Raw genomic sequence first — 20713 nt, 5'->3', positions numbered from 1 at the left:
CACTAAAGTTTGTATCACCAGTTAATTAATGTCCTGATTACCTTATCTGTGGCTATAGCTAACAAATAACCAATTTGATGCAAACAGCAATTGGTTAGAAAGAGCAGTATTGCTAATCAAAATTGCGAATCAAAGGGGAAAAACAATGGCAATTACAGCAGCAGCGTCTAGGCTGGGAACTGAGCCTTTTAGTGATTCACGTCGAGTTGAACTGCGCCCCAATGCCAGCCGCGAAGAAGTGGAAATGGTGATCAAAGCCGTTTATCGCCAAGTTTTAGGAAACGACTATATTCTGGCATCGGATCGCTTGAAGAGTGCAGAGTCACTGTTGAGGGATGGTAATTTGACCGTGCGTGAGTTTGTGCGGAGCGTTGCTAAGTCAGAACTCTACAAATCCAAATTCTTCTATAACAGTTTCCAAACGCGGTTAATTGAACTCAACTATAAACATTTGTTGGGTCGCGCTCCTCTGGATGAGTCTGAGGTGACATACCACTTAGATTTATATATTAACGAGGGTTACGATGCAGAAATCGACTCTTATATAGATTCGATGGAGTATCAAAACAACTTTGGCGACAATGTTGTTCCTTATTATCGCGGGTTTGATTTTCAACCAGGACAAACATCTGCTGGTTTTACCCGGATGTTCCGTTTGTACCGTGGATATGCCAATAGTGATACTGCTCAGGTAGAAGGTAGCAAATCACGTTTGGCACGGGAATTAGCTAGTAACAAAGCTTCCTCCGTTGTCGGTCCATCGGGAAGTAATGATAATTGGGCATTCCGTCCATCTGCGGATAATGCACCTAAGCAAAACTTAGGTAATGCTGTAGGGAAATCGGATCGCGTTTACCGAATTGAAGTAGCGGGCATACGCAATCCAGGATACCCCAGCGTGCGCCGCAGCAGCACAGCATTTATAGTACCTTACGAGCGTCTTTCTGACAAGATTCAGCAAATTCACAAACAAGGCGGAAAAATAGTCAGTATTACATCTACGTAAGATATTGTGCTGTTTGTTGGTATAACCCATCAAGAGGAGATTTAGAAGTAATGTTCGGTCAAACTACACTTGGTGCTAGTAGCGTTTCTTCATCTGCAAGCCGTGTATTTCGTTATGAAGTTGTAGGCTTAAAGCAAAACCAAGAAACCGACAAAAATAATTTCAGCATTCGTCGTAGCGGTAGCGTATTTATTACCGTACCCTACAGCCGGATGACTGAAGAAATGCAGCGGATTAGCCGCTTAGGTGGCAGAATTGTCAAAATTGAACCTTTGACTGTAGCAGGATAAAGCACTGGTAATGATAGAACCCAGTACGACAGAACATTCTGCCGAAAATGGGGCGCAGTTGACACCAGAGCAAGCCATCGCTAACCTGCAATCATCAGATTTAAGTCTCCGCTATTATGCCGCTTGGTGGTTGGGTAAATTTCGAGTCAGTCAGCCAGAAGCCGTAGACGCACTCATTACAGCGTTAGAGGATGAAGCTGACAAAACAGAACTAGGAGGTTATCCACTCCGACGGAATGCAGCCAGAGCATTGGGAAAATTGGGCAGTCCTAAAGCTATACCGGGCTTGATTCAGTGTTTGGAATGCTCAGATTTTTATGTGCGAGAAGCAGCAGCCCAATCTTTAGCAATGCTTAACGCTGAAACTGCAATACCAGCACTGATCAAAATGCTAGATGGGGGTGTTGCCAAGGCCGTGCAAGTACCAGGCCGTCCCCATCTGACCCAACCATATCAGGCAGTTTTAGAAGCCTTGGGAGCTATTGGTGCAACTGAGGCTATTTCCCTAATTCAGCCTTTTTTAGAGCATCCAGTCACAAGGGTGCAATGCTCCGCAGCTAGGGCTATGTATCAACTCACCCAAGATTCTCAGTATGGGGAATTTTTGGTGAAAATGATGCAAAACAGTGATCTGAAATTGCGGCGCTCTATTTTGGGGGATTTGGGAGCGATTGGTTATATGGCTGCTGCTGAGGCGATCGCCCAAGCTCAGGCAGAAAATAGTTTCAAACTCATGGCACTCAAAGGATTGTTAGAACATCAACTTGTTGATAAATCAGATTCTGTTTCTGATCAAGCACTCCGAGTCATGACCCTGATGGATTCACTTTTATAAGTTGGTGATTGGTAATGGGTAATTGGTAATAGGTAATTGGTAATGGGTAATTGGTAAATTTATTACTGTCACCTGTCACCTATCACCTGTCACCTGTCAACTGTCACCTTCCAACTATTGACCACTGAGACATGGATGAACTAATTAATGCTGTTAAGCAAGCGGAAACATCAGCGCAAATGGTGACAGCAGTGAAGAACCTAGCAGCAGCTAAAGATCCAAAGGCCATTTCTACCTTAATTGCTGTTTTTGGTTACAATAACCCAGCAGCAGCGGTGGTGGCAGTAGCAGGACTCACAGAACTGGGAGAAATGGCAGTACCTCAGTTGCTAGAACAAATTGATGATTATAACTATGGCGCACGGGCTTATTCGATTCGCACCTTAGCAGCGATCGCTGATCCCCGTGCTTTAGATGTGTTAATCTCAACTGCTGCTACAGACTTCGCACCTAGTGTGCGCCGTGCTGCTGCTAAAGGATTAGGAAATTTAAACTGGTCTCAATTAGGCATGGCTGAACGTCAAACAGCTATCAATCGCGCATTAGAAACACTGCTGTTGATTTGTCAAGACACAGACTGGTCAATTCGCTATGCTGCCATTGTTGGTTTACAGGCTTTGGCAAAAATAGCGGAGATAAGAGAAACCATCTTGACTTTCTTCCAAGAAATGCTGGCTAATGATAGTGAACAAGCTGTGTGCGCTCGCATTCAATTAGCTTCTAGTAGTTTGGGTTTAACCACTTGAGGCGTTACGCACAAGCTACGGAATAATTAACCGCAAAGTACGCAAAGTACACAAAGGAAAGAGGTTTTTGAGAAGTTTTGCATCAGTCCTGAGCTTGTTTAGCTTAAACCCAATACCATAAAACAAGGTAAAAGTCAAGATGTCAATACCACTTTTAGAATATTCTCCTTCTTCACAAAATCAGCGTGTCGAAGGTTACGAAGTTCCCAACGAAGACACCCCAACCGTTTATAAACTGAACTACGCCACATCAGATCAAGATGTTGATGCGATTATTTGGGCAGGATATCGGCAGATTTTTAGCGAACATCTGATTTTAAGCAGTTATCGTCAAAAATTTTTAGAATCTCAACTGCGAAACCGGGCTATTACTGTTCGTGATTTTATCCGGGGTTTGGGTAAATCAGATGTTTTCCGCTCTCAAGTAGCAGAGGTTAATTCTAACTATCGCTTAGTTGATATTATCCTCAAGCGGTTTGTGGGACGGGCAGCTTACAACAAAGATGAAGAAATTGCTTGGTCTATTGTTATTGCGACCAAAGGCGTACATGGCTTTATTGATGCGTTGTTAGACTCTGACGAGTACCTAGAAAACTTTGGCGATGATATTGTACCTTATCAGCGTCGTCGCTTTGGTTCACGTCCTTTTAACTTAGTCAACCCCCGTTACAATGCCAACTGGCGCGATACCCAAAGTATGCGTTCTTTTGGTTATCGTTCCTTCTACAGCATCCGCACTTCGGGAACTCTCACCACTGAAGATATCCGGAAAGCTATTCCAGCTAACTTCTTGGCAATGGCTGGAAACATCATTACTCCCGAACGCAACTACCAAAGAACAATTGCTGCTGTGACTTCTCAAATCAAAACTTTGGAAATTCCCGATACTTCACGGGATGTAACTACAGAAGAAGTAACCATTAAACCCGTAGCAGTTTCTCTACCTTACAGCTATATCCCTGCACTCTCGAAAAATTAGGGAATAGGTGACAGGTGACAGGTGAAAAGTGACAGGTGACAGGTGACAGGTGACAGGTGACAGGTGACAGAAAAGAGTGTTTACCAATTACCAATTACCAATTACCAATTACCAATTACAACTTACAACTTACAACTTACAAACAACATAAAATATGGCAATACCTTTACTAGAATATAAACCCAGTTCACAAAATCAACGGGTTGCTGGTTACGAAGTACCCAACGAAGACACCCCCAGAGTTTACCGCATTGAAGATTATGCTTTTGGTGGTGAAGTTGAAGAATTAATTTGGGCTGCTTATCGCCAGCTTTTTAGCGAACACGTCATCCTCAAATTCTACCGCCAAGGTAATTTAGAATCTCAGGTAAAAAATAAAGCTATTACTGTCCGTGATTTTATCCGGGGTTTGGCTAAATCTGAAGCTTTCCAAGATTTGGTAATTAAAACCAATTCTAATTATCGTTTAGTAGAAATTGGACTCAAGCGGTTGTTAGGTCGTGCGCCTTACAACAAAGATGAAGAAATCGCTTGGTCTATCAAAATTGCAACTAGCGGCTGGGATGGTTTTGTTGATGCTTTGGTAGATTCTCAAGAGTATCAAAGCTGCTTTGGGGAAAATATTGTTCCTTACCAACGCCGACGCTATAAAGACAGACCCTTTAATTTGGTAACACCCCGCTATGCTGACTATTGGCGGGATAAGCTAGAAGCTGAACGCTACAAACCCGGTAGTATAAGCGATTTCATGAAAATGGCTGCTGCTGTTAATATCAGGATTGTTACTTACACACCAGTTAGCACAGCTAACATTGCAATTCCCGATACTACTAGGGAAACAGTACCCGCAGGTGTTCCTGTGTCTATCAGTCCTAGTGCTAGTTTCCCAGTTCGTTAAATCTCTTAATTAGGTATGTAACCTAATGAGCTTGTCCTAAGTTGACCATTTTATAGACAATAATATACTTATGTTGACAAAAATGGACATAAGTTAGCTCAGAAAAATGCCAACTTGATATATAATCCTCAGATATCAAGTATTGAATCAGACTATTACCGACGCGAAAACCAAGCATTGATAGTGATAGTCTGTTTCCAAATCTTAACCTGAGAAAGTCGCGTTGGGCTACAGCGTGCAAGTCTACTGAGGGATAACCGCTCCCATGCTCCCGTTGAAGTAGAAAGTAAAGTCTAGCTTTGTCTAGGTTTTATATAGCAGTGATCAAATCTAATTCTGTTTTTAAACAAACCCAATTCTGTTTTTAAACGAAACGAAACGAATTTATTCACAAGAGGAAAGACGCAGCATGGCACTGCCATTACTTCAATACAAACCATCTACCCAAAACCACCGCGTTAGCAGTTTCGGTGTTGCTGATAAAAACGAAGATACTCCTTATATCTACCGTTTAGAAGATGTTAGTTCTTACACTGACATTCAAAGCATCATTTGGGCTTCCTATCGCCAAGTTTTCAGCGAACATGAAATTTTGAAGTTTAACCGCCAAATTACTTTAGAATCTCAACTGAAAAATGGTTCTTTGTCTGTTAAAGACTTCATTCGTGGTTTAGCTAAATCCGAAGCTTTCTATCGTTTAGTTGTTTCTGTTAACAACAACTATCGTTTAGTAGATATCACCCTCAAGCGCCTTTTGGGTCGTTCTGCTTACAACAAAGAAGAAGAAATTGCTTGGTCTATTGTTATTGGTACTAAGGGTTTTGATGGCTTTGTTGATGCTTTGGTAGACAGCGAAGAATATAACCAAAACTTTGGTGATAACACCGTACCTTACCAACGTAAACGCATGGAAGGTCGTCCCTATAACTTGGTTACTCCTCGTTACGGTGTGGACTTCCAAGAAACAGCAGGTACAGTCAGAACCGACTGGCGCTTTGTGTTGGAAAACTTCTACACTGCAAAGGCGAAAACAAAACGTCTCAGAGAAGGCGATCCTGGCAAGTTTGCAGATATGGCCGCTTCTCTGTCTGGTAAGGGTAACTATGCTCAAAGAATCTCTTCTTTTGACATTGATTACTTGAATGAAGTTCCTTATCGTGGTAAACGCTAAAATCGGTAATTCTCTAATTACCTATTGATTACCTAAACTTTCTACTGGGTCTGGTTTTTACTTTGATATGATAACGAGTTGGCGGTTTCTATGTTAGCTAGTTATGGTGTTAGGTGAAAACTGGACCCTTGGTTATGGGTCATTGGTGATTGGGAGGAGAAAAATAGAAGTTTTTTAATTTTTAATTATTATGGAACAGCGATTAACTCAAGAACAATTAAACCAAATTATTGCTGAAGTTCAAGGTTTACAATTACGTCAAGAAGCTGAATTTGACCAACAACAAGTTCAGCAAATTTTACAAGAGTTAAATTTACCTCCAGAGTTGTTAGATGAAGCTTTGATTCAGTTGCGTCGTCGTCAAGCTTTGGAGGTGCAACAACGTCGTAATAAGTTGATAGCTTTTGGGGTGGTTGGGGCGCTTATTATAACTATTGGTGGTGTGGTATTTTTAAATCAAAAAAATGCTTCTTTATTAGCTAATGTTTCTGCACAGCAAGATAAAATTACTTTAGCTAATGAACAACAAATAAATACTGTTTCTCGTCAAGCTAATGGTGATGTTTTTTATCGTGTGACTTTGAAAGATGCACCGATAGGTAAAAAATTATCTCTTAGTTGTAATTGGATAGATCCTAGTGGAAAAATTGTGAAGCAAAATAGTTATGAAACTAAAGATGTAACTACTTCTATTTGGAATACTCGCTGTAAATATCCTATCAATTCTGCTGCACCTGTGGGTAATTGGAAGGTGGAAATGTTGCTGGATGGGAGAAAAATTAGTGAAGAAATTTTTGTTGTGCAATAGTTATGTTATCCTATCATTTTATCGGTTATTGGGGTGAGAAGAAGGAAGATTTTATCACGCAGAGACGCAGAGACGCAGAGAGAGGAGGGAAGGGAGAAGGGTTTGTTTTTGAGGTTGTTTATGTGGGGTGTGATGATGCACGGGAGATAGAAGGAAATACTATTGCTGCTCTTTCTGCTTCGGGTTTTGATGATGCTGATGTTTGGGTGAAAATAGAAGATGATAGGTTGATTTTGGGTAGGGATGTTTTTGGGAGATTTCCTTTATTTTGGAGTTGTAAAAATAATTCTGAAAATAATACTGTTTGGTTTGGTTCTCGGTTAGATTTACTTTTGGAAATAATGGAAAAACCAGAGGTTAATATTTCTGGTTTATATGGTTATTCCTGTTTTTCTTATGTTCCTACTCCTTTGACTCCTGTTGAGGGTGTTTTTTCTGTGAGTGCGGGAACTGAGGTAGTTTTTAATATTGATAATATTGAAAATTACGAAGTGAGAAAATTTTATCAATGGGTTGAATCTCCAGAACAAATTACAGATGAAAATACCGCAGTTTCTCAATTACAAGGTTTATTAAAAAATGCGGTGGAAAGACAAATTAACGATTTAAAAGATGATCCTGTAGGTGTGTTTTTATCTGGGGGTTTAGATTCTTCCATTGTTGCTGCTTTGTTGGTAAATGCAGGGGTTAAAGTTCGTGCTTATAGTTTAGATTTTGGTGAGTTTGGTATTTCTGAATATCCTTATGCGGAACAGGTGGCAGATTTTTTAAATATTCCTATTGTTAAGGTTGATGCAAGTCCGAAAAATATTAAAAATGCAATTATTCCTACTGTTAAAGCTTTAGATTTACCTTTTGGTGATGGTGTTACTGTTCCTTTATATCTTTTAAATAAAGTCGCTTCTCAAGAAACTAAGGTCATTTTTAATGGTGAAGGTGGTGATCAATTATTTGCAGGTTGGACTAATAAACCTTTAATTGCTGCGGGTATTTATCAAAGTGAACATCCGCATAAAAATGAGGGTTTTATTCAACAATATTTAAGAACTTTTCACCGTCTCTGGGGTTATGAATCTAGGGTGTATCAACCGGATATTTATGCTCAGATTCGGGGTTTAAATGCCCAGGAATGGCTGTTAGATGGGTTAGATAGTCGTTTTTGTCCTTCGTTGTTACATCGTCTGCGTCGTGCAAGTTTGATGTTAAAGGGAGCGCAAAATATTCATCCCCGTGCAACTGCGTTAAGTTTTGTGCATGGGTTAAATGTGCGATCGCCTTTTTGTGATTTAAATTTAGCAGAATGGACTTTTCAGCTATCTGGTGAACTCTGTTTACAGGGTGCTTGTGAAAAGTATATCTTGAAACGCGCTGTAGAAAATTTACTACCATCGGAAATAGTCTGGAGACAAAAGCGGGGGATGGGTGTTCCCTTAACTTCTTGGTGTGTAAATAATTTTTGGCATGATCTTGGTAATTGGTTAAATCCGGGTATACTAGAAGCGGAAAATATTTTTTACCCTGATATAGCAACAAAAATTATTACCGGAGAACTGGGAGGACATATTCAAGGACGACGCATAGGTGAGATACTTTGGTTACTAATTATGTGGGAACTTTGGTATTTTCACGTTTTTGGTGTAAAACTAGGATCAAAGTCTTGGAAGCATCCGTTTTTATTACCTCGTGGTTTATGGAAACATTACAAGAAACTGCAAAATTATTAACTCCATTTTCTCAAGAACTTGCTGAAGAATTATTAAATATTTACGGTTCTCCTTTATATGTTTATGATGGTGATATTTTAAATCAAACTATTTCCCATATTACTAACTCTTTCCATTATCCTCAAACTCGGTTTTATTTTGCCAGTGTCACTAATGGAAATATTGCGTTATTGAAGATATTTAAAAATGCTGGTTGGGGACTTCATGCTAATACACCAGGTGATATTTATTTGGGTTTAAATGCTGGTTTTGCACCTTCGGAAATTGTCTATAGTGGTAGTAATTTAAGTCGGGAGGAAATGGAACAAGTTTTAAATTGGGGTGTGAATACTTTAAATTTGGATAGTATTTCTCAGTTGCGTTTGTTGTGTGAGATTTTTTTGTTTCGCGCAAAGACGCAAAGGAGCAAAGACGCAAAGTTAAATATTGGTTTACGTTTAAATATTTCTGAAGATAGTCGTATTGGTGTTAGTATAGCAGATTTTGATGAGGCAGTTGCTATTGCGAGTAATGCAGGTTTAAAGATTTCGGGTTTACATTTTTATCGGGGTACGGGAACTAATGCAACTTCTGCTTTTACTAATGTTATTGATGAGGTAATATCCATAGCAGAAAATTTACCAGATTGGCAATATTTAGATTTTGGTGGAGGTTTTGGTTTTCCTTATCATCATGATGGTGTTGCTTTTGATTGGGAAACTTTTGGAGATGAGTTAAGTAGAAAAATTGGCAATTTAGGGAAAAATATTAATTTGATTATTGAACCAGGACGCTCTGCTATTGCGGGTTGTGGAACTTTGTTAGCTCAGGTTGTATCTGTGAAATGGCAAGGTAATAAACAAGTTTTAGGTGTAGATTCTACGGTTGCTAATCTTTCTGTTCCTGCGGTACATGGAGGTTTTCGAGAAATTGTAAGTTGGAAAAATCAAACTTATGAAAAGAATATCACAAATTATATCACGGATGTTTGTGGAAATACCACTTATTCACGGGATTATTTAGGTAAAAATTGTCAACTTCCCGCTTTAAAAATTGGTGATATGATCGCTATTTTAGATGTGGGTGCTTATGGTTATGCGATGTCTTCCCATTTTTTACATCGTCCTAAACCTGCGGAAGTTTTAATAGAAAATGGTACTCATCGGTTAATTAGAAAACGAGAAGATTACAGTGTTTTACTGAATAATCAAATAGTTTAGTTTACTTAAATATATTACCAATTACCCATTACCAATTACCCATTACCAAAAAACCTATGAAATGTATTAACTGCGGAACTGACAACAACTTAAAAGACAGAACAGCAAATTATGGAAGATGCAAACAATGTAATCATCCTTTTGTTTTTGAACCTACAACAATGGGAACTTTAAAAATTACAGATCCCATGTTTGCTAAAATATTGGCTGATATTTCTGCTAACAATACTTTATACTTTACAGCCAAACAACTGTTATATTTTCTGGAAAATCGCAAAAATCGCATCCGACTTACAGCATCTTCAGTCGGAGGAAATATCGGTTCATATATATTATCGAACATTTGCGTAACGGGTGTTTTTGGAGGAGTTACCAGTGGATTTTTACCTAATTCTTTCCTGGTTTGTAATTTAATTTTTCAGGTAATCACAATTATTGGTTTATATCAACAAACTAAATCTCCATTCAACTCATATACAGAACGTAAAGCTAGTGCAAAATCTTTAAAAATTGTTGGTATTTTGATTTTATTAGCAGGAAGTTTGATTAGTTTTGTAATAAAATCTTTACCAATTATGATTGCTGTAATAATTTCAGGAGGTTCAGCATTATTTCTCAGTCAACAAAAAATTGATCCCGCCACAAGTATTAAAAATTTGAGAGTTTATCTATCCTCTGTGGAAGGTTGGTTAACAAAATGGCAGGAAATTAATGGCACAATTGATAAACTATTACCTTCTGTACAACAAATCATTTCCGAAGTTGATTCAATATCTATAAATCCTGAAGTTACAGCTTACAGTTTTGATCGTTTGATAGTTTGTGATAGTGCTAATATCGCACAATTGTTAATTGCTAATAATTTCCATTTTGAAAATAACTGTGCAATTCTCAGCGTTAATGGTTATCCCCAAAGTATTTTTGATACTACAATGGAAATGTTACGCAGAAACCCAAATTTACAAGTTTTTGCTTTCCATGATTGTAGTCCTAAAGGTGTTAGTTTAGTCCATCATCTTCGTAATAGTGAAACTTGGTTTTTAAATAATGATGTCACAATTATTGATGTAGGTTTATTACCTCGTCAAATTCTGGCAAATGAGCGGGGAATGTTTTTCCAAAATGCAACTTCTTTAGCTAATAAATCAAAAGAATTACCGTTAGAAATTCGTCAAATTTTAACTGCGGAAGAGTTAGCTTGGTTAGATGCAGGTAATTTTGTAGAATTAGAATCTTTTTACCCACAAATTTTAATTAAAGTTCTCAGAAATGGTATTTCTGGAAGTTTTAATTTAACAAATGATGATAGTAGTATGATATTAATTGGTGATTCTGGGAATGATATTTATATGGTGGAAAGTTTTGGTTAAATATTTACAATGCAAGTTACAGATTATGCTCCCAATATTTTGCAGATAAAAGTAAATCTGTACCAAAATCAAATGGCCATGTATCAGGAAAATCTGTTTGTTTATAATCAACGGAAACAATATCTAAAGCATCAGCATAAACTTCTGTAAATATTTGTGCTAGATAAGGTTTTAAGCTGGGAGATTCTTTCAATAAAACTTTAATTTGTTTTCGTTGTTCTATAATAGTTACTTCCCATCCATTGAAGTTTTCAGAACTGTTAACATACATCCGTTTGAGAATGTGTGCTATCAAAACTAATAATCTATTTCTTAATTCCCGTCTTTCGCTTTTTCCCAAACTTTCAATTTCCTCTATTAAATGTTCAAAATCAAGATTTTCTACATCTTTTGCTTTGAGTTGAGTAACTGTTCTTTCGCACCAAGCAAGAAAATCTGTTTCATATAAAATATCATGTTTTGGTATGTTTTGTATCATTTCTATTGCTCCGGGAGTGATTTCTACTTGATTTTCTCAAATATATAATTAATTATTCTCTGTCAGAATTTGCTTGTTGTTTTTTAACTGCTCTAGCAATTAGAGGAGCCATTTTTTCTAACCCTTCTAAGTCAATACTACCAGCACAATATAAATTATACCATACTTGACGCTGGCGCATCACTTGTGAGCCATTTTGCAAACGTAATCTTTTTAAAGTAAATTCTGCTTTTTCTAGTTTCTCAGGTGGTACTTTATCAGTAATAACTAACTGGAGTGAAGGTAACAAAATTTCAAACCAGTCATCCTCAACTTCAAATGGATCAAGAACTTGGTTATCAAGAGTACCTTTACTACTATTAATCCAACCAGAAGCAAAACGGTAATTACTCCATTCATAAGCTAAATGACGATGATTTTCACAAGATAAAAAATGCTCTACAGTTTCTACAGGTTCATACATGACACTATAACCACAAAGATTATTAAAACCACCAGCTAAATCACTTTTGAATTTTGACCAATAATCTATAGGTCTTTTTTTAGGATCTGTATTTTTTGCTAACCAATTATTACCTGATAGTCTTGCTTTTTCATCAAACAGAAAAATTAAAACCACTTTGATAATCTTTTAAACCATATTTAGTTTCAATTTGGGAGATAATTTCTGGGGGTTGTTCTGTATTTCTTTGCGGATAAGCTGGTTGTTCTACCCAATTTCCGGTAAGTACCCACCAAGCAACATCTAGTAAAAAGCTTTTACCTAGTCCATTATCACCAGTAAAGATATTCAGTCTATCAGCAAATTCAACATCAAATTGAGAAGATGGTCCTACAGACCTTAAATGAAGTTCTTTTAGCATTTGACTATTTCTTTAATACTGATTTATTTACCTGCAACCAAATTTCCAAACTAACCAATAACCATAGTTTAACACCATAACGCCCCCAAATATCACCTTTAAACTCTAACCAATTCCGTAAAATATCCTGATTAATATAAGCGCAAATTTCACTATTTCTATTTAACAACAATTTCCGCGCTTGTTTTTGCCAATATTTCCTAAATCCTAATTGTACAGGAACCATCATTCCACTTTTAGGACGCTGAATAATTGTATCTGGTAAAATATCACTGACTGCTTTTTTCAAAACTGCTTTTTCTTCGACTCCTGAAAGTTTATATTCTGGGGGAATTTGCATACTCAAGTCAACTACTCGCTGATCAAATAATGGTGATAAACCTTGTAAACCTGCTGCTTGGGTTAAGTTATTTACCTTGGTTAGAATATGATCTGCTCCTTTAAATTTAATATTCAATTTCATTAATCTATTTAAATAATTAGCATCGGCATTTAAATCATGGTAAAATACAGAAGATTCATTTTTTACACTTTGCCAAATTTCCGGTTTTAATAGTTGTGGTAAGTCTAAAGCACATTTTTGGAAAGATATTAAATAAGCTGTTAAAGCATCTTGATTATTAATTGTACCATATAAACTATTAATCAACATTGGTTGATTTTTTGGACCTCCAAAACAAGGATCTCCTCCTTCTCCATTTAATGTAATCTCTACATTTTCTCTCGCTAGTTTACCTATTAATAAATTTGGTACTGTTAAAGGATCACCGATAGGATCATCTAAATATAACATTGTTTCTGGTAAACGTTCCCACATTTCCCGAAAGGTAATTTCTAAAATGTGATGTTGTGTTTGACAATGTTCTGCAACTAAGCTAGAAAATTCTAATTCATTGGGTGTTTCATTACCAAAATGAATGGAATAAGTATGAACTGGTGCATTATGTAATTTTGCTGCTAATGCGGTAATACTGCTAGAGTCTAAACCACCAGAAAGAAATACTCCCAAAGGTTGATTTTCTGGTAAATATTCTTTGATAACTTGTTCTAGTAAATCACTTAATTTCTCGCTATACCATTCTAAAGGTTGATTAACATCTATTATTTTTTCTTGCAGTTGCCAATAATGATAAACTTGATTTGAAGGCATTTCTATAAGTGTACCAGGACGAATTTCTTTCACATTTTGCCAAAGTGTTCTTTCTCCTGGAACAAATGCACAACATAAATAATCTCGCAGTGCGATTAAATCTAAGTCATTGTTTCTATGAGGTGCAAGGGTGGTTAATTTGGGAGCAATCCAGCGAGTCAAACCTTTAGTTGTATAATATAAAGTTCGGCTACCTATAGCATCTCTGACTAAATATAATTCTTGCTTTTCTCGATCCCAAACTACTAAGTTGAACATCCCTAATAATAGGGTTAAACATTGAAAATTATACTTTTGCCAAAGTTGTAAAATTATTTGTTGATTACTGATTTTTTGGGGAGAATCAATATTTATTCTTTGTAGGAGTTCTAAACGATTACTTAACCATATATCACCAACTAATACAAATCTTTCGTTAAGACTCATGGCAAAATTTTCGGATGCGGAAATAACAGCAAATTGTTCATCTTGCCAGGTGACATCTGCTTTTAAAGCGTCTACAACATCTAATTTTCCATAAGCTACATACCAAGTAGGTATTACTTGAAAATTAGAATTTACTGATTGAGGATTTTGAAAAAAATTAAAAAACATATTAAATTAACCACGAATGCACGTAGACACGAAGCGGATTTCCAAAGGGTAGTACAATAAGAAAAACAGCAATATACAAGATGAAAAAAGTTGATATTACGGTAGAGTATAATTTATATTTTACAGTCAAATTAAAAATATCTAATGATAACTATTAAAAAAAACATCAATTATTAACACAATTTTAGTTCCCCAAGGAGCAGAACACCAAGCCGTTTGTCGTGGTTTAAGTCGTGTTAAAGGTTTGCAACCACAGGTGATAGCAATACCCCTGGGAATGAAATCACTGTACCAGTTTTTGGAAAACAATTGTCAACATTTAAATCAACTTAATCAACGAGTGCTGCTGATGGGTTTATGTGGCAGTTTAAATGAGCATTACAAGGTTGGTGATATAGTTCTCTATCGAGATTGTATGTATCAAAGAAATCTGAAAAAGTGCGATCGCACCTTGATCACAGAGATACATAACCAACTTGGGGATAAAGTATGTTTTGTGAAGGGATTAACGAGCGATCGCGTCATATCCCTAACAGCAGAAAAACAAAATTTACATCTACAATCTGGCGCTGATGTTGTTGATATGGAAGGATTCCCATTCTTAGAATTTTTCCAGCCACTAGGGTTATCAACCGCAATATTACGAGTCGTTAGTGATGATACTCTCCATGATATACCTAACCTAACAACAGCCATTAGCACCGATGGTTCACTCCAACCTCTACCCCTGGCCTTAACATTCATCCGTCAACCCCTAGCTGCTACCCGCTTGATTCGTAGTTCCTTACAAGCACTCAAAATATTAGAAACACTAGCTTACTGTTTAGCCAGTTCCTCAACTCGGATATAGATCCCCGATTTCTTTGCGAAGTCGGGAATCTGAGAATCACTTCAATCATGGACAATTGACAATGAACAATTGACAATTACCTCTCTGGTTGAAAGGAGAAGATTGAAAAAGCTGAATTTTTGGCTTTTTTACCCTGTAAACGGAAGTTTTAAACCTTGAATGAAAAAATTGTCAATTGTCAATTGTCAATTATCAATTGATATGATAACTCAAAGCTTAAATCGCCGCTGCTTCCCGTTGAGAATCAAAGAAAATCTCGAAAGAACCATCAGGTATGAGTTGACGCAAGTGCTGAATATAACCATCTGCATCTGAACGACTACGGAATCTGGCAATAATTACACGCTCTTGATTCGCAACCACGCGAGCTATAGCCCAACTATTCAGCCGATTTCTATAAGAAATTGCTGGATTTTTTGATTTGGTATCTTTGTCATCTGTGTTTTGTGGCATGATTATATTATCCGTATGAATTTGATTGATTGGCGTTAGTGTGTCTCTTAGGGGGGATAACACTAGCGCCTTTAATTGACGATGCCACTTTGTTATTACATAATTCTTGGATTGTCAATACTTAGTGCAACAATTTGTTTTTACTAAGCAATAAAACCTAGAAAATATTATTTCCAGATTTTTCACGATACACAAATAAAGTTAATATCAACAGTGCTGAATGCTTGGTAAATAAAACAACATTTTTCATTAAAATTTTACCTCTTACTTAGACAAAATTACATATCAATTTGTAAATCATTGTAGCATGAATATACAATTTGTGAGAATATATATTGCGTATTGCCTCTACTAATCTGGCAAATTATCTGATACATCAAACAGGAATGTTGTATGAAATTCACTGCATCAGTTTTAAAAAAAGTGGCTACAGAAATGGGCGCTACTGTTGTCATAGAACCTGAATATGAACTAATTGGACATATTACGTTTAAAAATGGAAAAATAACCGTTTTTGATAACACGAGATTGAATATCAATGGTTTTGGTTCGGCAAATTTAGCACAGGATAAAGCCTTTTCTAATTATTTTTTGGGTAAACTTGGTTATCGAGTTACGGAAGGACAAACATTTTTTAATGATAAAATGTGTGCAAAAGTCGCCAACCCTAGAAATATCCATGATGGTTGGAACTATGCCCAAGAATTAGGATTCCCTGTAATTGTTAAACCTTTAAATCTCAGTTTAGGAATTTTAGTTACCAAAGTATATAATAAACAGGAATATTATCAAGTAGCAGAAAAAATACTTGCTACTCAGTCTGTCTTAATTGTAGAAAGATTTTATAACGGCAATGACTTTAGGATTTTAGTTTTAGATAATGAAGTTATAGCGGCTTATCAAAGAATACCTTTATCTGTAACTGGTGATGGTAAATCTACTATTTTAGAATTACTACAAAACAAACGTGAACAGTTAATCAAAACAGGGGAAAAAATATTAATTGATGTTGCAGATTTCCGCATTATCAAGAAATTAAATCAACAAAATCTTACCTTTGATAGTGTACTTGCCGAAGATACTTTAATTTATCTTTTAGACAATGCAAATTTATCTACAGGTGGTGATGCAGTAGATTTTACTGATAAAATTCATCCTGATTTTCAGAAACTAGCGATTAATATCACTAAAGATATGGGTTTGAGATTAGCAGGTGTAGATATTCTCACCGCTGATATTACTCAACCCATAGTAGATTATACGGTAGATTATACTCTGTTGGAAATTAATAGCGCCCCTGGTTTAGCTCATTATGCCTTACTGGGAGAGCAACAAATACAGAAAGTAGAAGATTTATATCGGAAAATTTTGCAAGCATTAGAAAACGAATAAATGTGGTAAGGAGTCAGGAGATCAAGGAGTCAGGAGTATATTCAATCCAAAATCTAAAATCTAAAATCTAAAATCGAATGACTCACCAATTTTTACCTAACAGAGATTCAAATTCAGCTTGTAAAGCTTTAATTTCCCCAACTCTAGCTACTAGCAAATTATCTCTTCCAGCGTCTTGTAATCTAGCTTTCCAATATTGAATAGTCTCTGCATTATTCAACCAAAATTCAATCACTGTATCTACCACTTGATCTAAATTCCAACTACCAGCAGTTGGAACTGATTCTACAGATTCTAGAAACGCATCTAATGTACAAGTTTGAGTTCCCAAATATTCAACTTTTTGGTGTAGAGGTTTTTCTAAACTTTGTTGTTGGTGATTGAAAAAGTATAAAATTGGAGATACTCCTACAATGTCAAAAGTATAGTTCATGCCAATCCTCCAAATCTGTTGAGTTGTTAGTCTAGTGACTGGAATCTGTAACCTATTTAATTTTTTATGAGTGATTTCAGCATCAAATATGATTGCTATATATTCAAATATAACGACAAAAAACAGAAATTACAAGTTCAATTTACCGATTTTAAAAAATTTTAAAAATTTAGCACTTGTAAACTGAGAGTGCTAATTTTAAGTCCCATTATTTGATATATTATAAAAATAGTTTTCAGGCTTATTTGGGGAGTTAAGATCATTTTTAATAGTTTCTTAATTATTGGCTTAACTAATGGTACAGGTGAATTAGCAGCCTTGTCTGCTGCTGGTTTCTGGGCGATCGCTTCTGTGGTATATGGAGTATTGGGGCAGCGCATTCCGCCCTTACAGCTAAACTTCATCAAAGGCATAATAGCGATCGCACTGTTGCTAATTACAATTTTAGTCAGTGGTGATTTTCAGCCCACCCTTGCACCCTTAACCTTATTATTTCTCCTCCTCAGTGGTGCAGTGGGTATTGGTTTAGGAGATACAGCTTTTTTAGCAGCTATCAACCGAATCGGACCCCGTAGAGTTTTGCTTTTGGGAACTTTAGCCCCTCCCATGAGTGCGATCGCTGCTACAATTTTTCTCCAAGAAAGTCTTAACATCAATGCTTGGTGTGGTATTTTACTCACTATTTTAGGTGTTGCTTGGGTTGTTACCGAAAGAACCAGTAATAATATTGAAAGTGCAACCACACAACTATGGCCAGGAATAGGGTTAGGTTTGTTAGCAGCAACAGCTAACGCCATCGGTGCTGTTTTTTCCCGTGCAGCATTTACAGGTACGAATATTTCCCCTTTGTGGGCAGCATTATTCAGATTAATTGCCGGAGTATTAATAATTTTAATTTGGGCATTATTTCCCAATCAAAGAAATCACGTTTTCGGATATCCTTATTGGCAGTCAAGACGAGTTATATTAGCCAGTTTTTTAGCTGCTTTTTTAGGCACTTATTTAGGAATTTGGTTACAACAAACAGCAATTAAATTAACTAACGTGGGTATTGCCTCAACCCTCATGCAAACCAGCCCTATACTTGTAATTCCCATTGCTATCTTTATGGGTGAAAAAGTCAGTTGGAGAGCAATTATTGGTGTAATAGTTGCAATTATGGGGATTGGCTTATTATTTTATCAAAAGTGAGCAGTGACTGGTGATAGGAAATCATTAATTACCTATTACCAATTACCCATTACCAATTAAAAAATAAATTGTCATTATTCCTCTACCCTTAACTTGAATTTCACCCCGGTTTTCAAGGAGTAGCTAAACCACCAATTACCATATAAGCATCACCAATAGTTTTGATTTTTGCTAAACCATAAAAATCAGCTAATCTATCAAAACTAGAAAAAATTTCATTCAAAGAATTTACTAATTCTATCGGCGATATTTGAGCAGATAAACCAGTAAAATTCACAATATCCGCAAACAAAATTGTCACCTCATCAAATCTGTTAGCGATCGCGCTTTCTTCTTCCTTTAATTTTTGGGCAATTTCTGAGGGTAAAATATTCAATAATAAGCGTTCTGATTTTGCTTGTTCATCCCTTAAAATAGATTCGATTTTTTGGCGATCGCGAATTTATTTTCTCACTCTTTCAAAGCCCGACTGGGAATGAATTAAGAGTCTAATAGCAAAAGTCATCTGAAGATGACTTTTGTTATTAGACCGGAACTTAATTTCCAGGCGGGTTTGGAAGCTAAACAAAAAAGCTATTTGTGGCCTGAGTTGACACCAATGAGCATTGCTAAACCCCTACACAGGAGTCACAATGTTTGATCAAGCTGACCATTAACTTCTGACTGCTGATAGTCGAATAGTCGTAACTACGGACAGAATAAAGTATCTCTTGTATCCCTACCCGTTACAGGATTAGTACCTTTAGCCAACTTGCATAATTTTTTTTGCTCATCTGAACGCAGCAGCACATCAGTAAAATCAGCACCATCAATTATTGCACCATCAAATTTGGCACTAGCCGCAAATGCACCTTCCAAAACAGCATTAGTTAAATTAGCTTTAATCAAACGTGCAGAATCTAAGGTAGCATTAGTTAAATCAGCCTCCGTTAAATTTGCTGATTCTAGATTTGCAGCAAAAAAGCTGACACCACGCAAGTTAGCACCACTAAAATTACTCTGACGAAGATTAGCCTTAGTAAAGCTAGAATCTGTTAAATCACGTCCAGAAAAATCTGCTTCTATCAAAATTTCTTTGTTGTATTCTAGTGCTAAAGCCGTGGATGCTAAACCCAATAATGCTGTGATCGGAATGATCGCCCAAAGCAGTAAACTGAGGATAAGTGACAAAAAACGATACTTAATATTCATGGTATTTTTTTGTATTGGGTTTCTTAATTCATGTCTAAACCTCCTCCATCTAATTATGCTGATATTGGTAACATAGGAGAAGACCTAGTAGCACAGTGGTTAAAATCTACAGGTTGGGAAATTCTGCACCGTCGCTTTTCTTGTCGCTGGGGAGAAATTGATATTATTGCCCAGTACCACGATACAAAAGAAACAGCAAACAAGCAAACCACCAATCATCAAAACTCAATACTCGCATTTGTAGAAGTGAAAACCCGCAGTGCTGGTAGTTGGGATGCTGGAGGTAGAAACGCTATCACCCCAAAAAAACAAGCAAAACTCTGTCACACAGCAGGAATATTTTTAGCTCAGTATCCTGAAAAAGCTGATTATTCTTGTCGTTTTGATGTCGCTATTGTCTTTTGTCAACCCTTGCCAAAAAATGTTGCCAAGGATATAGTTACTCCCCAAACCTTAGCTAGTTTATCAATACCTGGTTATGAGTTTAAGCTGCTCGAATACATTCCAGCAGCTTTTGATCTATCAACCATAAATTGATAATTGGTAATTGGTAATTGGTAATTGGTAGTTGCTAAACTTCCTTCTGTCACCTGTCATCTGTCACCTGTCACCAATCACCTACCTATTTTCAAGCCAAAGTTTCTGGACAATAGCCCAAACCTTGGACAAATTGTTGTCGGAATGCTTCAATTTCCTCTTTTTCTGGACTACCATGAGATACAATAGCTACTTGGTAGCGACGCATTACGTCCACGGGATATTGTCCCGCCTCCAAGCTCCAAAGTGCCATTTGTATCCTCATGGGTGGCTCATAACTAATTCCTAATTCATTGAAGAAAGCCCGAAAATCACCATCTTCTTGGGCTGAGATCGGTTCTCTAAGTTTAATCCTCACTACCCAACCATCAATTTGATGAATTACGGTGATAAAAGAAACAGGAGTTTGGGGTCTGTTGTGCAGGTGTTGAACGACCCTGAGCGTTAGACTAGCATTTGCCAGGTAATATAAATATTCCATGATGGTGTTTGGGATCAAATCCAATCCTACATCTATATCTTCCTGGATCAAGGATAGTTCCTGCTAGGGTAAAA

At 36.8% G+C, this 20713-nt stretch carries 24 protein-coding genes; 15 read left to right on the top strand and 9 right to left on the bottom strand.

Translation table 11 applies throughout. From position 1 onward, the window contains the following. Positions 1-145: 145 nt before the first annotated feature. The 11 genes from K2F26_RS23485 to K2F26_RS23435 all read left to right on the top strand — a co-directional run bounded on the left by K2F26_RS23485 (position 146) and on the right by K2F26_RS23435 (position 11026). Positions 146-1006 (top strand): phycobilisome linker polypeptide, encoded by an 861-nt coding sequence (locus tag K2F26_RS23485; RefSeq protein ID WP_194053920.1) that lies wholly within the window; start codon positions 146-148, stop codon positions 1004-1006. Between the two features lie 50 nt (positions 1007-1056). Continuing rightward, positions 1057-1296 (top strand): rod-capping linker protein CpcD, encoded by a 240-nt coding sequence (cpcD, locus tag K2F26_RS23480; protein WP_194053918.1) that lies wholly within the window; start codon positions 1057-1059, stop codon positions 1294-1296. 10 nt (positions 1297-1306) lie between these two features. Further along, a complete protein-coding gene (cpcE, locus tag K2F26_RS23475) occupies positions 1307-2131 on the top strand; it encodes a C-phycocyanin alpha-cysteine-84 phycocyanobilin lyase subunit CpcE (protein WP_220609705.1) in 825 nt (274 codons plus the stop codon). 131 nt (positions 2132-2262) lie between these two features. Then, positions 2263-2877, top strand: coding sequence for a C-phycocyanin alpha-cysteine-84 phycocyanobilin lyase subunit CpcF (gene cpcF / locus K2F26_RS23470; RefSeq protein WP_220609704.1), 615 nt, complete (start codon positions 2263-2265; stop codon positions 2875-2877). A gap of 139 nt (positions 2878-3016) precedes the next feature. After that, positions 3017-3856, top strand: a complete 840-nt coding sequence (gene cpcG1 / locus K2F26_RS23465; protein WP_220609703.1) for a phycobilisome rod-core linker protein CpcG1 — start codon at positions 3017-3019, stop codon at positions 3854-3856. A 154-nt stretch (positions 3857-4010) separates the two neighbouring features. After that, on the top strand, positions 4011-4754 hold the full coding sequence (cpcG2, locus tag K2F26_RS23460; RefSeq protein WP_194053908.1) for a phycobilisome rod-core linker protein CpcG2: 744 nt from the start codon (positions 4011-4013) through the stop codon (positions 4752-4754). A 409-nt stretch (positions 4755-5163) separates the two neighbouring features. After that, complete coding sequence (cpcG4, locus tag K2F26_RS23455; RefSeq protein WP_194053899.1) at positions 5164-5925, top strand: phycobilisome rod-core linker protein CpcG4; 762 nt, start codon at positions 5164-5166, stop codon at positions 5923-5925. Between the two features lie 190 nt (positions 5926-6115). Then, the gene (locus K2F26_RS23450) at positions 6116-6733 is read left to right on the top strand and encodes a DUF3859 domain-containing protein (RefSeq protein ID WP_194053897.1); all 618 of its coding nucleotides are present in this window, start codon (positions 6116-6118) and stop codon (positions 6731-6733) included. Between the two features lie 2 nt (positions 6734-6735). After that, on the top strand, positions 6736-8457 hold the full coding sequence (locus tag K2F26_RS23445; protein ID WP_220609702.1) for an asparagine synthetase B family protein: 1722 nt from the start codon (positions 6736-6738) through the stop codon (positions 8455-8457). Further along, on the top strand, positions 8424-9656 hold the full coding sequence (locus tag K2F26_RS23440) for a diaminopimelate decarboxylase family protein (protein WP_220609701.1): 1233 nt from the start codon (positions 8424-8426) through the stop codon (positions 9654-9656). Before K2F26_RS23445 ends, K2F26_RS23440 begins: the two co-directional genes overlap by 34 nt. A 56-nt stretch (positions 9657-9712) precedes the next feature. Continuing rightward, entirely contained in the window at positions 9713-11026 is a 1314-nt protein-coding gene (locus K2F26_RS23435; protein ID WP_220609700.1) for a toprim domain-containing protein, read from the top strand. Positions 11027-11042: 16 nt separating this feature from the next. Here K2F26_RS23435 and K2F26_RS23430 read toward each other — a convergent pair whose 3' ends face one another. From K2F26_RS23430 to K2F26_RS23415, 4 genes are read right to left on the bottom strand one after another with little or no spacing between them, the layout of a single operon-like run. Continuing rightward, complete coding sequence (locus K2F26_RS23430) at positions 11043-11504, bottom strand: DUF29 domain-containing protein (RefSeq protein ID WP_220609699.1); 462 nt, start codon at positions 11502-11504, stop codon at positions 11043-11045. 52 nt (positions 11505-11556) lie between these two features. Continuing rightward, entirely contained in the window at positions 11557-12123 is a 567-nt protein-coding gene (locus K2F26_RS23425; protein WP_246605472.1) for an HNH endonuclease family protein, read from the bottom strand. Then, entirely contained in the window at positions 12101-12367 is a 267-nt protein-coding gene (locus K2F26_RS23420; protein ID WP_246605471.1) for an AAA family ATPase, read from the bottom strand. The genes K2F26_RS23425 and K2F26_RS23420 overlap by 23 nt, the downstream gene beginning before the upstream one ends. Positions 12368-12371: 4 nt before the next feature. Further along, on the bottom strand, positions 12372-14111 hold the full coding sequence (locus K2F26_RS23415; RefSeq protein ID WP_220609698.1) for an asparagine synthetase B family protein: 1740 nt from the start codon (positions 14109-14111) through the stop codon (positions 12372-12374). 277 nt (positions 14112-14388) lie between these two features. Here K2F26_RS23415 and K2F26_RS23410 point away from each other — a divergent pair, with 277 nt between their 5' ends. After that, on the top strand, positions 14389-14961 hold the full coding sequence (locus K2F26_RS23410) for a 5'-methylthioadenosine/S-adenosylhomocysteine nucleosidase family protein (RefSeq protein ID WP_437441039.1): 573 nt from the start codon (positions 14389-14391) through the stop codon (positions 14959-14961). Between the two features lie 216 nt (positions 14962-15177). Here K2F26_RS23410 and K2F26_RS23405 read toward each other — a convergent pair whose 3' ends face one another. Next, a complete protein-coding gene (locus tag K2F26_RS23405; RefSeq protein ID WP_194053881.1) occupies positions 15178-15414 on the bottom strand; it encodes a hypothetical protein in 237 nt (78 codons plus the stop codon). Positions 15415-15807: 393 nt separating this feature from the next. Here K2F26_RS23405 and K2F26_RS23400 point away from each other — a divergent pair, with 393 nt between their 5' ends. After that, on the top strand, positions 15808-16806 hold the full coding sequence (locus tag K2F26_RS23400) for a cyanophycin synthetase (protein ID WP_220609697.1): 999 nt from the start codon (positions 15808-15810) through the stop codon (positions 16804-16806). A gap of 82 nt (positions 16807-16888) precedes the next feature. Here the strand turns inward: K2F26_RS23400 and K2F26_RS23395 are convergent, their stop codons facing one another. Then, on the bottom strand, positions 16889-17239 hold the full coding sequence (locus K2F26_RS23395; RefSeq protein ID WP_194053877.1) for a hypothetical protein: 351 nt from the start codon (positions 17237-17239) through the stop codon (positions 16889-16891). A 282-nt stretch (positions 17240-17521) separates the two neighbouring features. Here K2F26_RS23395 and K2F26_RS23390 point away from each other — a divergent pair, with 282 nt between their 5' ends. Next, positions 17522-18430, top strand: coding sequence for a DMT family transporter (locus K2F26_RS23390; RefSeq protein ID WP_220612007.1), 909 nt, complete (start codon positions 17522-17524; stop codon positions 18428-18430). A 112-nt stretch (positions 18431-18542) separates the two neighbouring features. On the opposite strand, the gene K2F26_RS23385 is transcribed toward K2F26_RS23390, so the two are convergent. Further along, positions 18543-18806 carry an adenylate/guanylate cyclase domain-containing protein gene (locus K2F26_RS23385; RefSeq protein ID WP_228019859.1) on the bottom strand — a complete coding sequence of 88 codons (264 nt, stop codon included), beginning with the start codon at positions 18804-18806 and terminating at the stop codon, positions 18543-18545. A 311-nt stretch (positions 18807-19117) separates the two neighbouring features. Continuing rightward, the gene (locus tag K2F26_RS23380; RefSeq protein WP_220609696.1) at positions 19118-19621 is read right to left on the bottom strand and encodes a pentapeptide repeat-containing protein; all 504 of its coding nucleotides are present in this window, start codon (positions 19619-19621) and stop codon (positions 19118-19120) included. A 30-nt stretch (positions 19622-19651) separates the two neighbouring features. Between K2F26_RS23380 and K2F26_RS23375 the strand changes: the two genes are divergently transcribed. Next, on the top strand, positions 19652-20158 hold the full coding sequence (locus K2F26_RS23375; protein WP_220609695.1) for a YraN family protein: 507 nt from the start codon (positions 19652-19654) through the stop codon (positions 20156-20158). 91 nt (positions 20159-20249) lie between these two features. On the opposite strand, the gene K2F26_RS23370 is transcribed toward K2F26_RS23375, so the two are convergent. After that, entirely contained in the window at positions 20250-20639 is a 390-nt protein-coding gene (locus tag K2F26_RS23370) for a hypothetical protein (RefSeq protein ID WP_096565090.1), read from the bottom strand. Between the last annotated feature and the right edge of the window lie 74 nt (positions 20640-20713).

The organism is Sphaerospermopsis torques-reginae ITEP-024 (genome assembly GCF_019598945.1).
In the GTDB taxonomy this organism is placed as follows: Bacteria; Cyanobacteriota; Cyanobacteriia; order Cyanobacteriales; family Nostocaceae; genus Sphaerospermopsis.
This window is presented reverse-complemented; position numbering and strand designations above follow the sequence as displayed.

What these genes read in the sequence shown, in the direction of transcription:
- K2F26_RS23415 (WP_220609698.1), bottom strand. Translation starts at nt 14,111, where the DNA reads ATGTTTTTTAATTTTTTTCAAAATCCTCAATCAGTAAATTCTAATTTT.
- K2F26_RS23375 (WP_220609695.1), top strand. Translation starts at nt 19,652, where the DNA reads ATGTCTAAACCTCCTCCATCTAATTATGCTGATATTGGTAACATAGGA.
- K2F26_RS23370 (WP_096565090.1), bottom strand. Translation starts at nt 20,639, where the DNA reads ATGGAATATTTATATTACCTGGCAAATGCTAGTCTAACGCTCAGGGTC.
- K2F26_RS23485 (WP_194053920.1), top strand. Translation starts at nt 146, where the DNA reads ATGGCAATTACAGCAGCAGCGTCTAGGCTGGGAACTGAGCCTTTTAGT.
- cpcG1 (WP_220609703.1), top strand. Translation starts at nt 3,017, where the DNA reads ATGTCAATACCACTTTTAGAATATTCTCCTTCTTCACAAAATCAGCGT.
- K2F26_RS23380 (WP_220609696.1), bottom strand. Translation starts at nt 19,621, where the DNA reads ATGAATATTAAGTATCGTTTTTTGTCACTTATCCTCAGTTTACTGCTT.
- cpcG2 (WP_194053908.1), top strand. Translation starts at nt 4,011, where the DNA reads ATGGCAATACCTTTACTAGAATATAAACCCAGTTCACAAAATCAACGG.
- K2F26_RS23440 (WP_220609701.1), top strand. Translation starts at nt 8,424, where the DNA reads ATGGAAACATTACAAGAAACTGCAAAATTATTAACTCCATTTTCTCAA.
- K2F26_RS23405 (WP_194053881.1), bottom strand. Translation starts at nt 15,414, where the DNA reads ATGCCACAAAACACAGATGACAAAGATACCAAATCAAAAAATCCAGCA.
- K2F26_RS23400 (WP_220609697.1), top strand. Translation starts at nt 15,808, where the DNA reads ATGAAATTCACTGCATCAGTTTTAAAAAAAGTGGCTACAGAAATGGGC.
- K2F26_RS23450 (WP_194053897.1), top strand. Translation starts at nt 6,116, where the DNA reads ATGGAACAGCGATTAACTCAAGAACAATTAAACCAAATTATTGCTGAA.
- cpcG4 (WP_194053899.1), top strand. Translation starts at nt 5,164, where the DNA reads ATGGCACTGCCATTACTTCAATACAAACCATCTACCCAAAACCACCGC.
- cpcD (WP_194053918.1), top strand. Translation starts at nt 1,057, where the DNA reads ATGTTCGGTCAAACTACACTTGGTGCTAGTAGCGTTTCTTCATCTGCA.
- K2F26_RS23430 (WP_220609699.1), bottom strand. Translation starts at nt 11,504, where the DNA reads ATGATACAAAACATACCAAAACATGATATTTTATATGAAACAGATTTT.
- K2F26_RS23445 (WP_220609702.1), top strand. Translation starts at nt 6,736, where the DNA reads ATGTTATCCTATCATTTTATCGGTTATTGGGGTGAGAAGAAGGAAGAT.
- K2F26_RS23395 (WP_194053877.1), bottom strand. Translation starts at nt 17,239, where the DNA reads ATGAACTATACTTTTGACATTGTAGGAGTATCTCCAATTTTATACTTT.
- K2F26_RS23435 (WP_220609700.1), top strand. Translation starts at nt 9,713, where the DNA reads ATGAAATGTATTAACTGCGGAACTGACAACAACTTAAAAGACAGAACA.
- cpcE (WP_220609705.1), top strand. Translation starts at nt 1,307, where the DNA reads ATGATAGAACCCAGTACGACAGAACATTCTGCCGAAAATGGGGCGCAG.
- K2F26_RS23410 (WP_437441039.1), top strand. Translation starts at nt 14,389, where the DNA reads ATGAAATCACTGTACCAGTTTTTGGAAAACAATTGTCAACATTTAAAT.
- K2F26_RS23420 (WP_246605471.1), bottom strand. Translation starts at nt 12,367, where the DNA reads ATGCTAAAAGAACTTCATTTAAGGTCTGTAGGACCATCTTCTCAATTT.
- cpcF (WP_220609704.1), top strand. Translation starts at nt 2,263, where the DNA reads ATGGATGAACTAATTAATGCTGTTAAGCAAGCGGAAACATCAGCGCAA.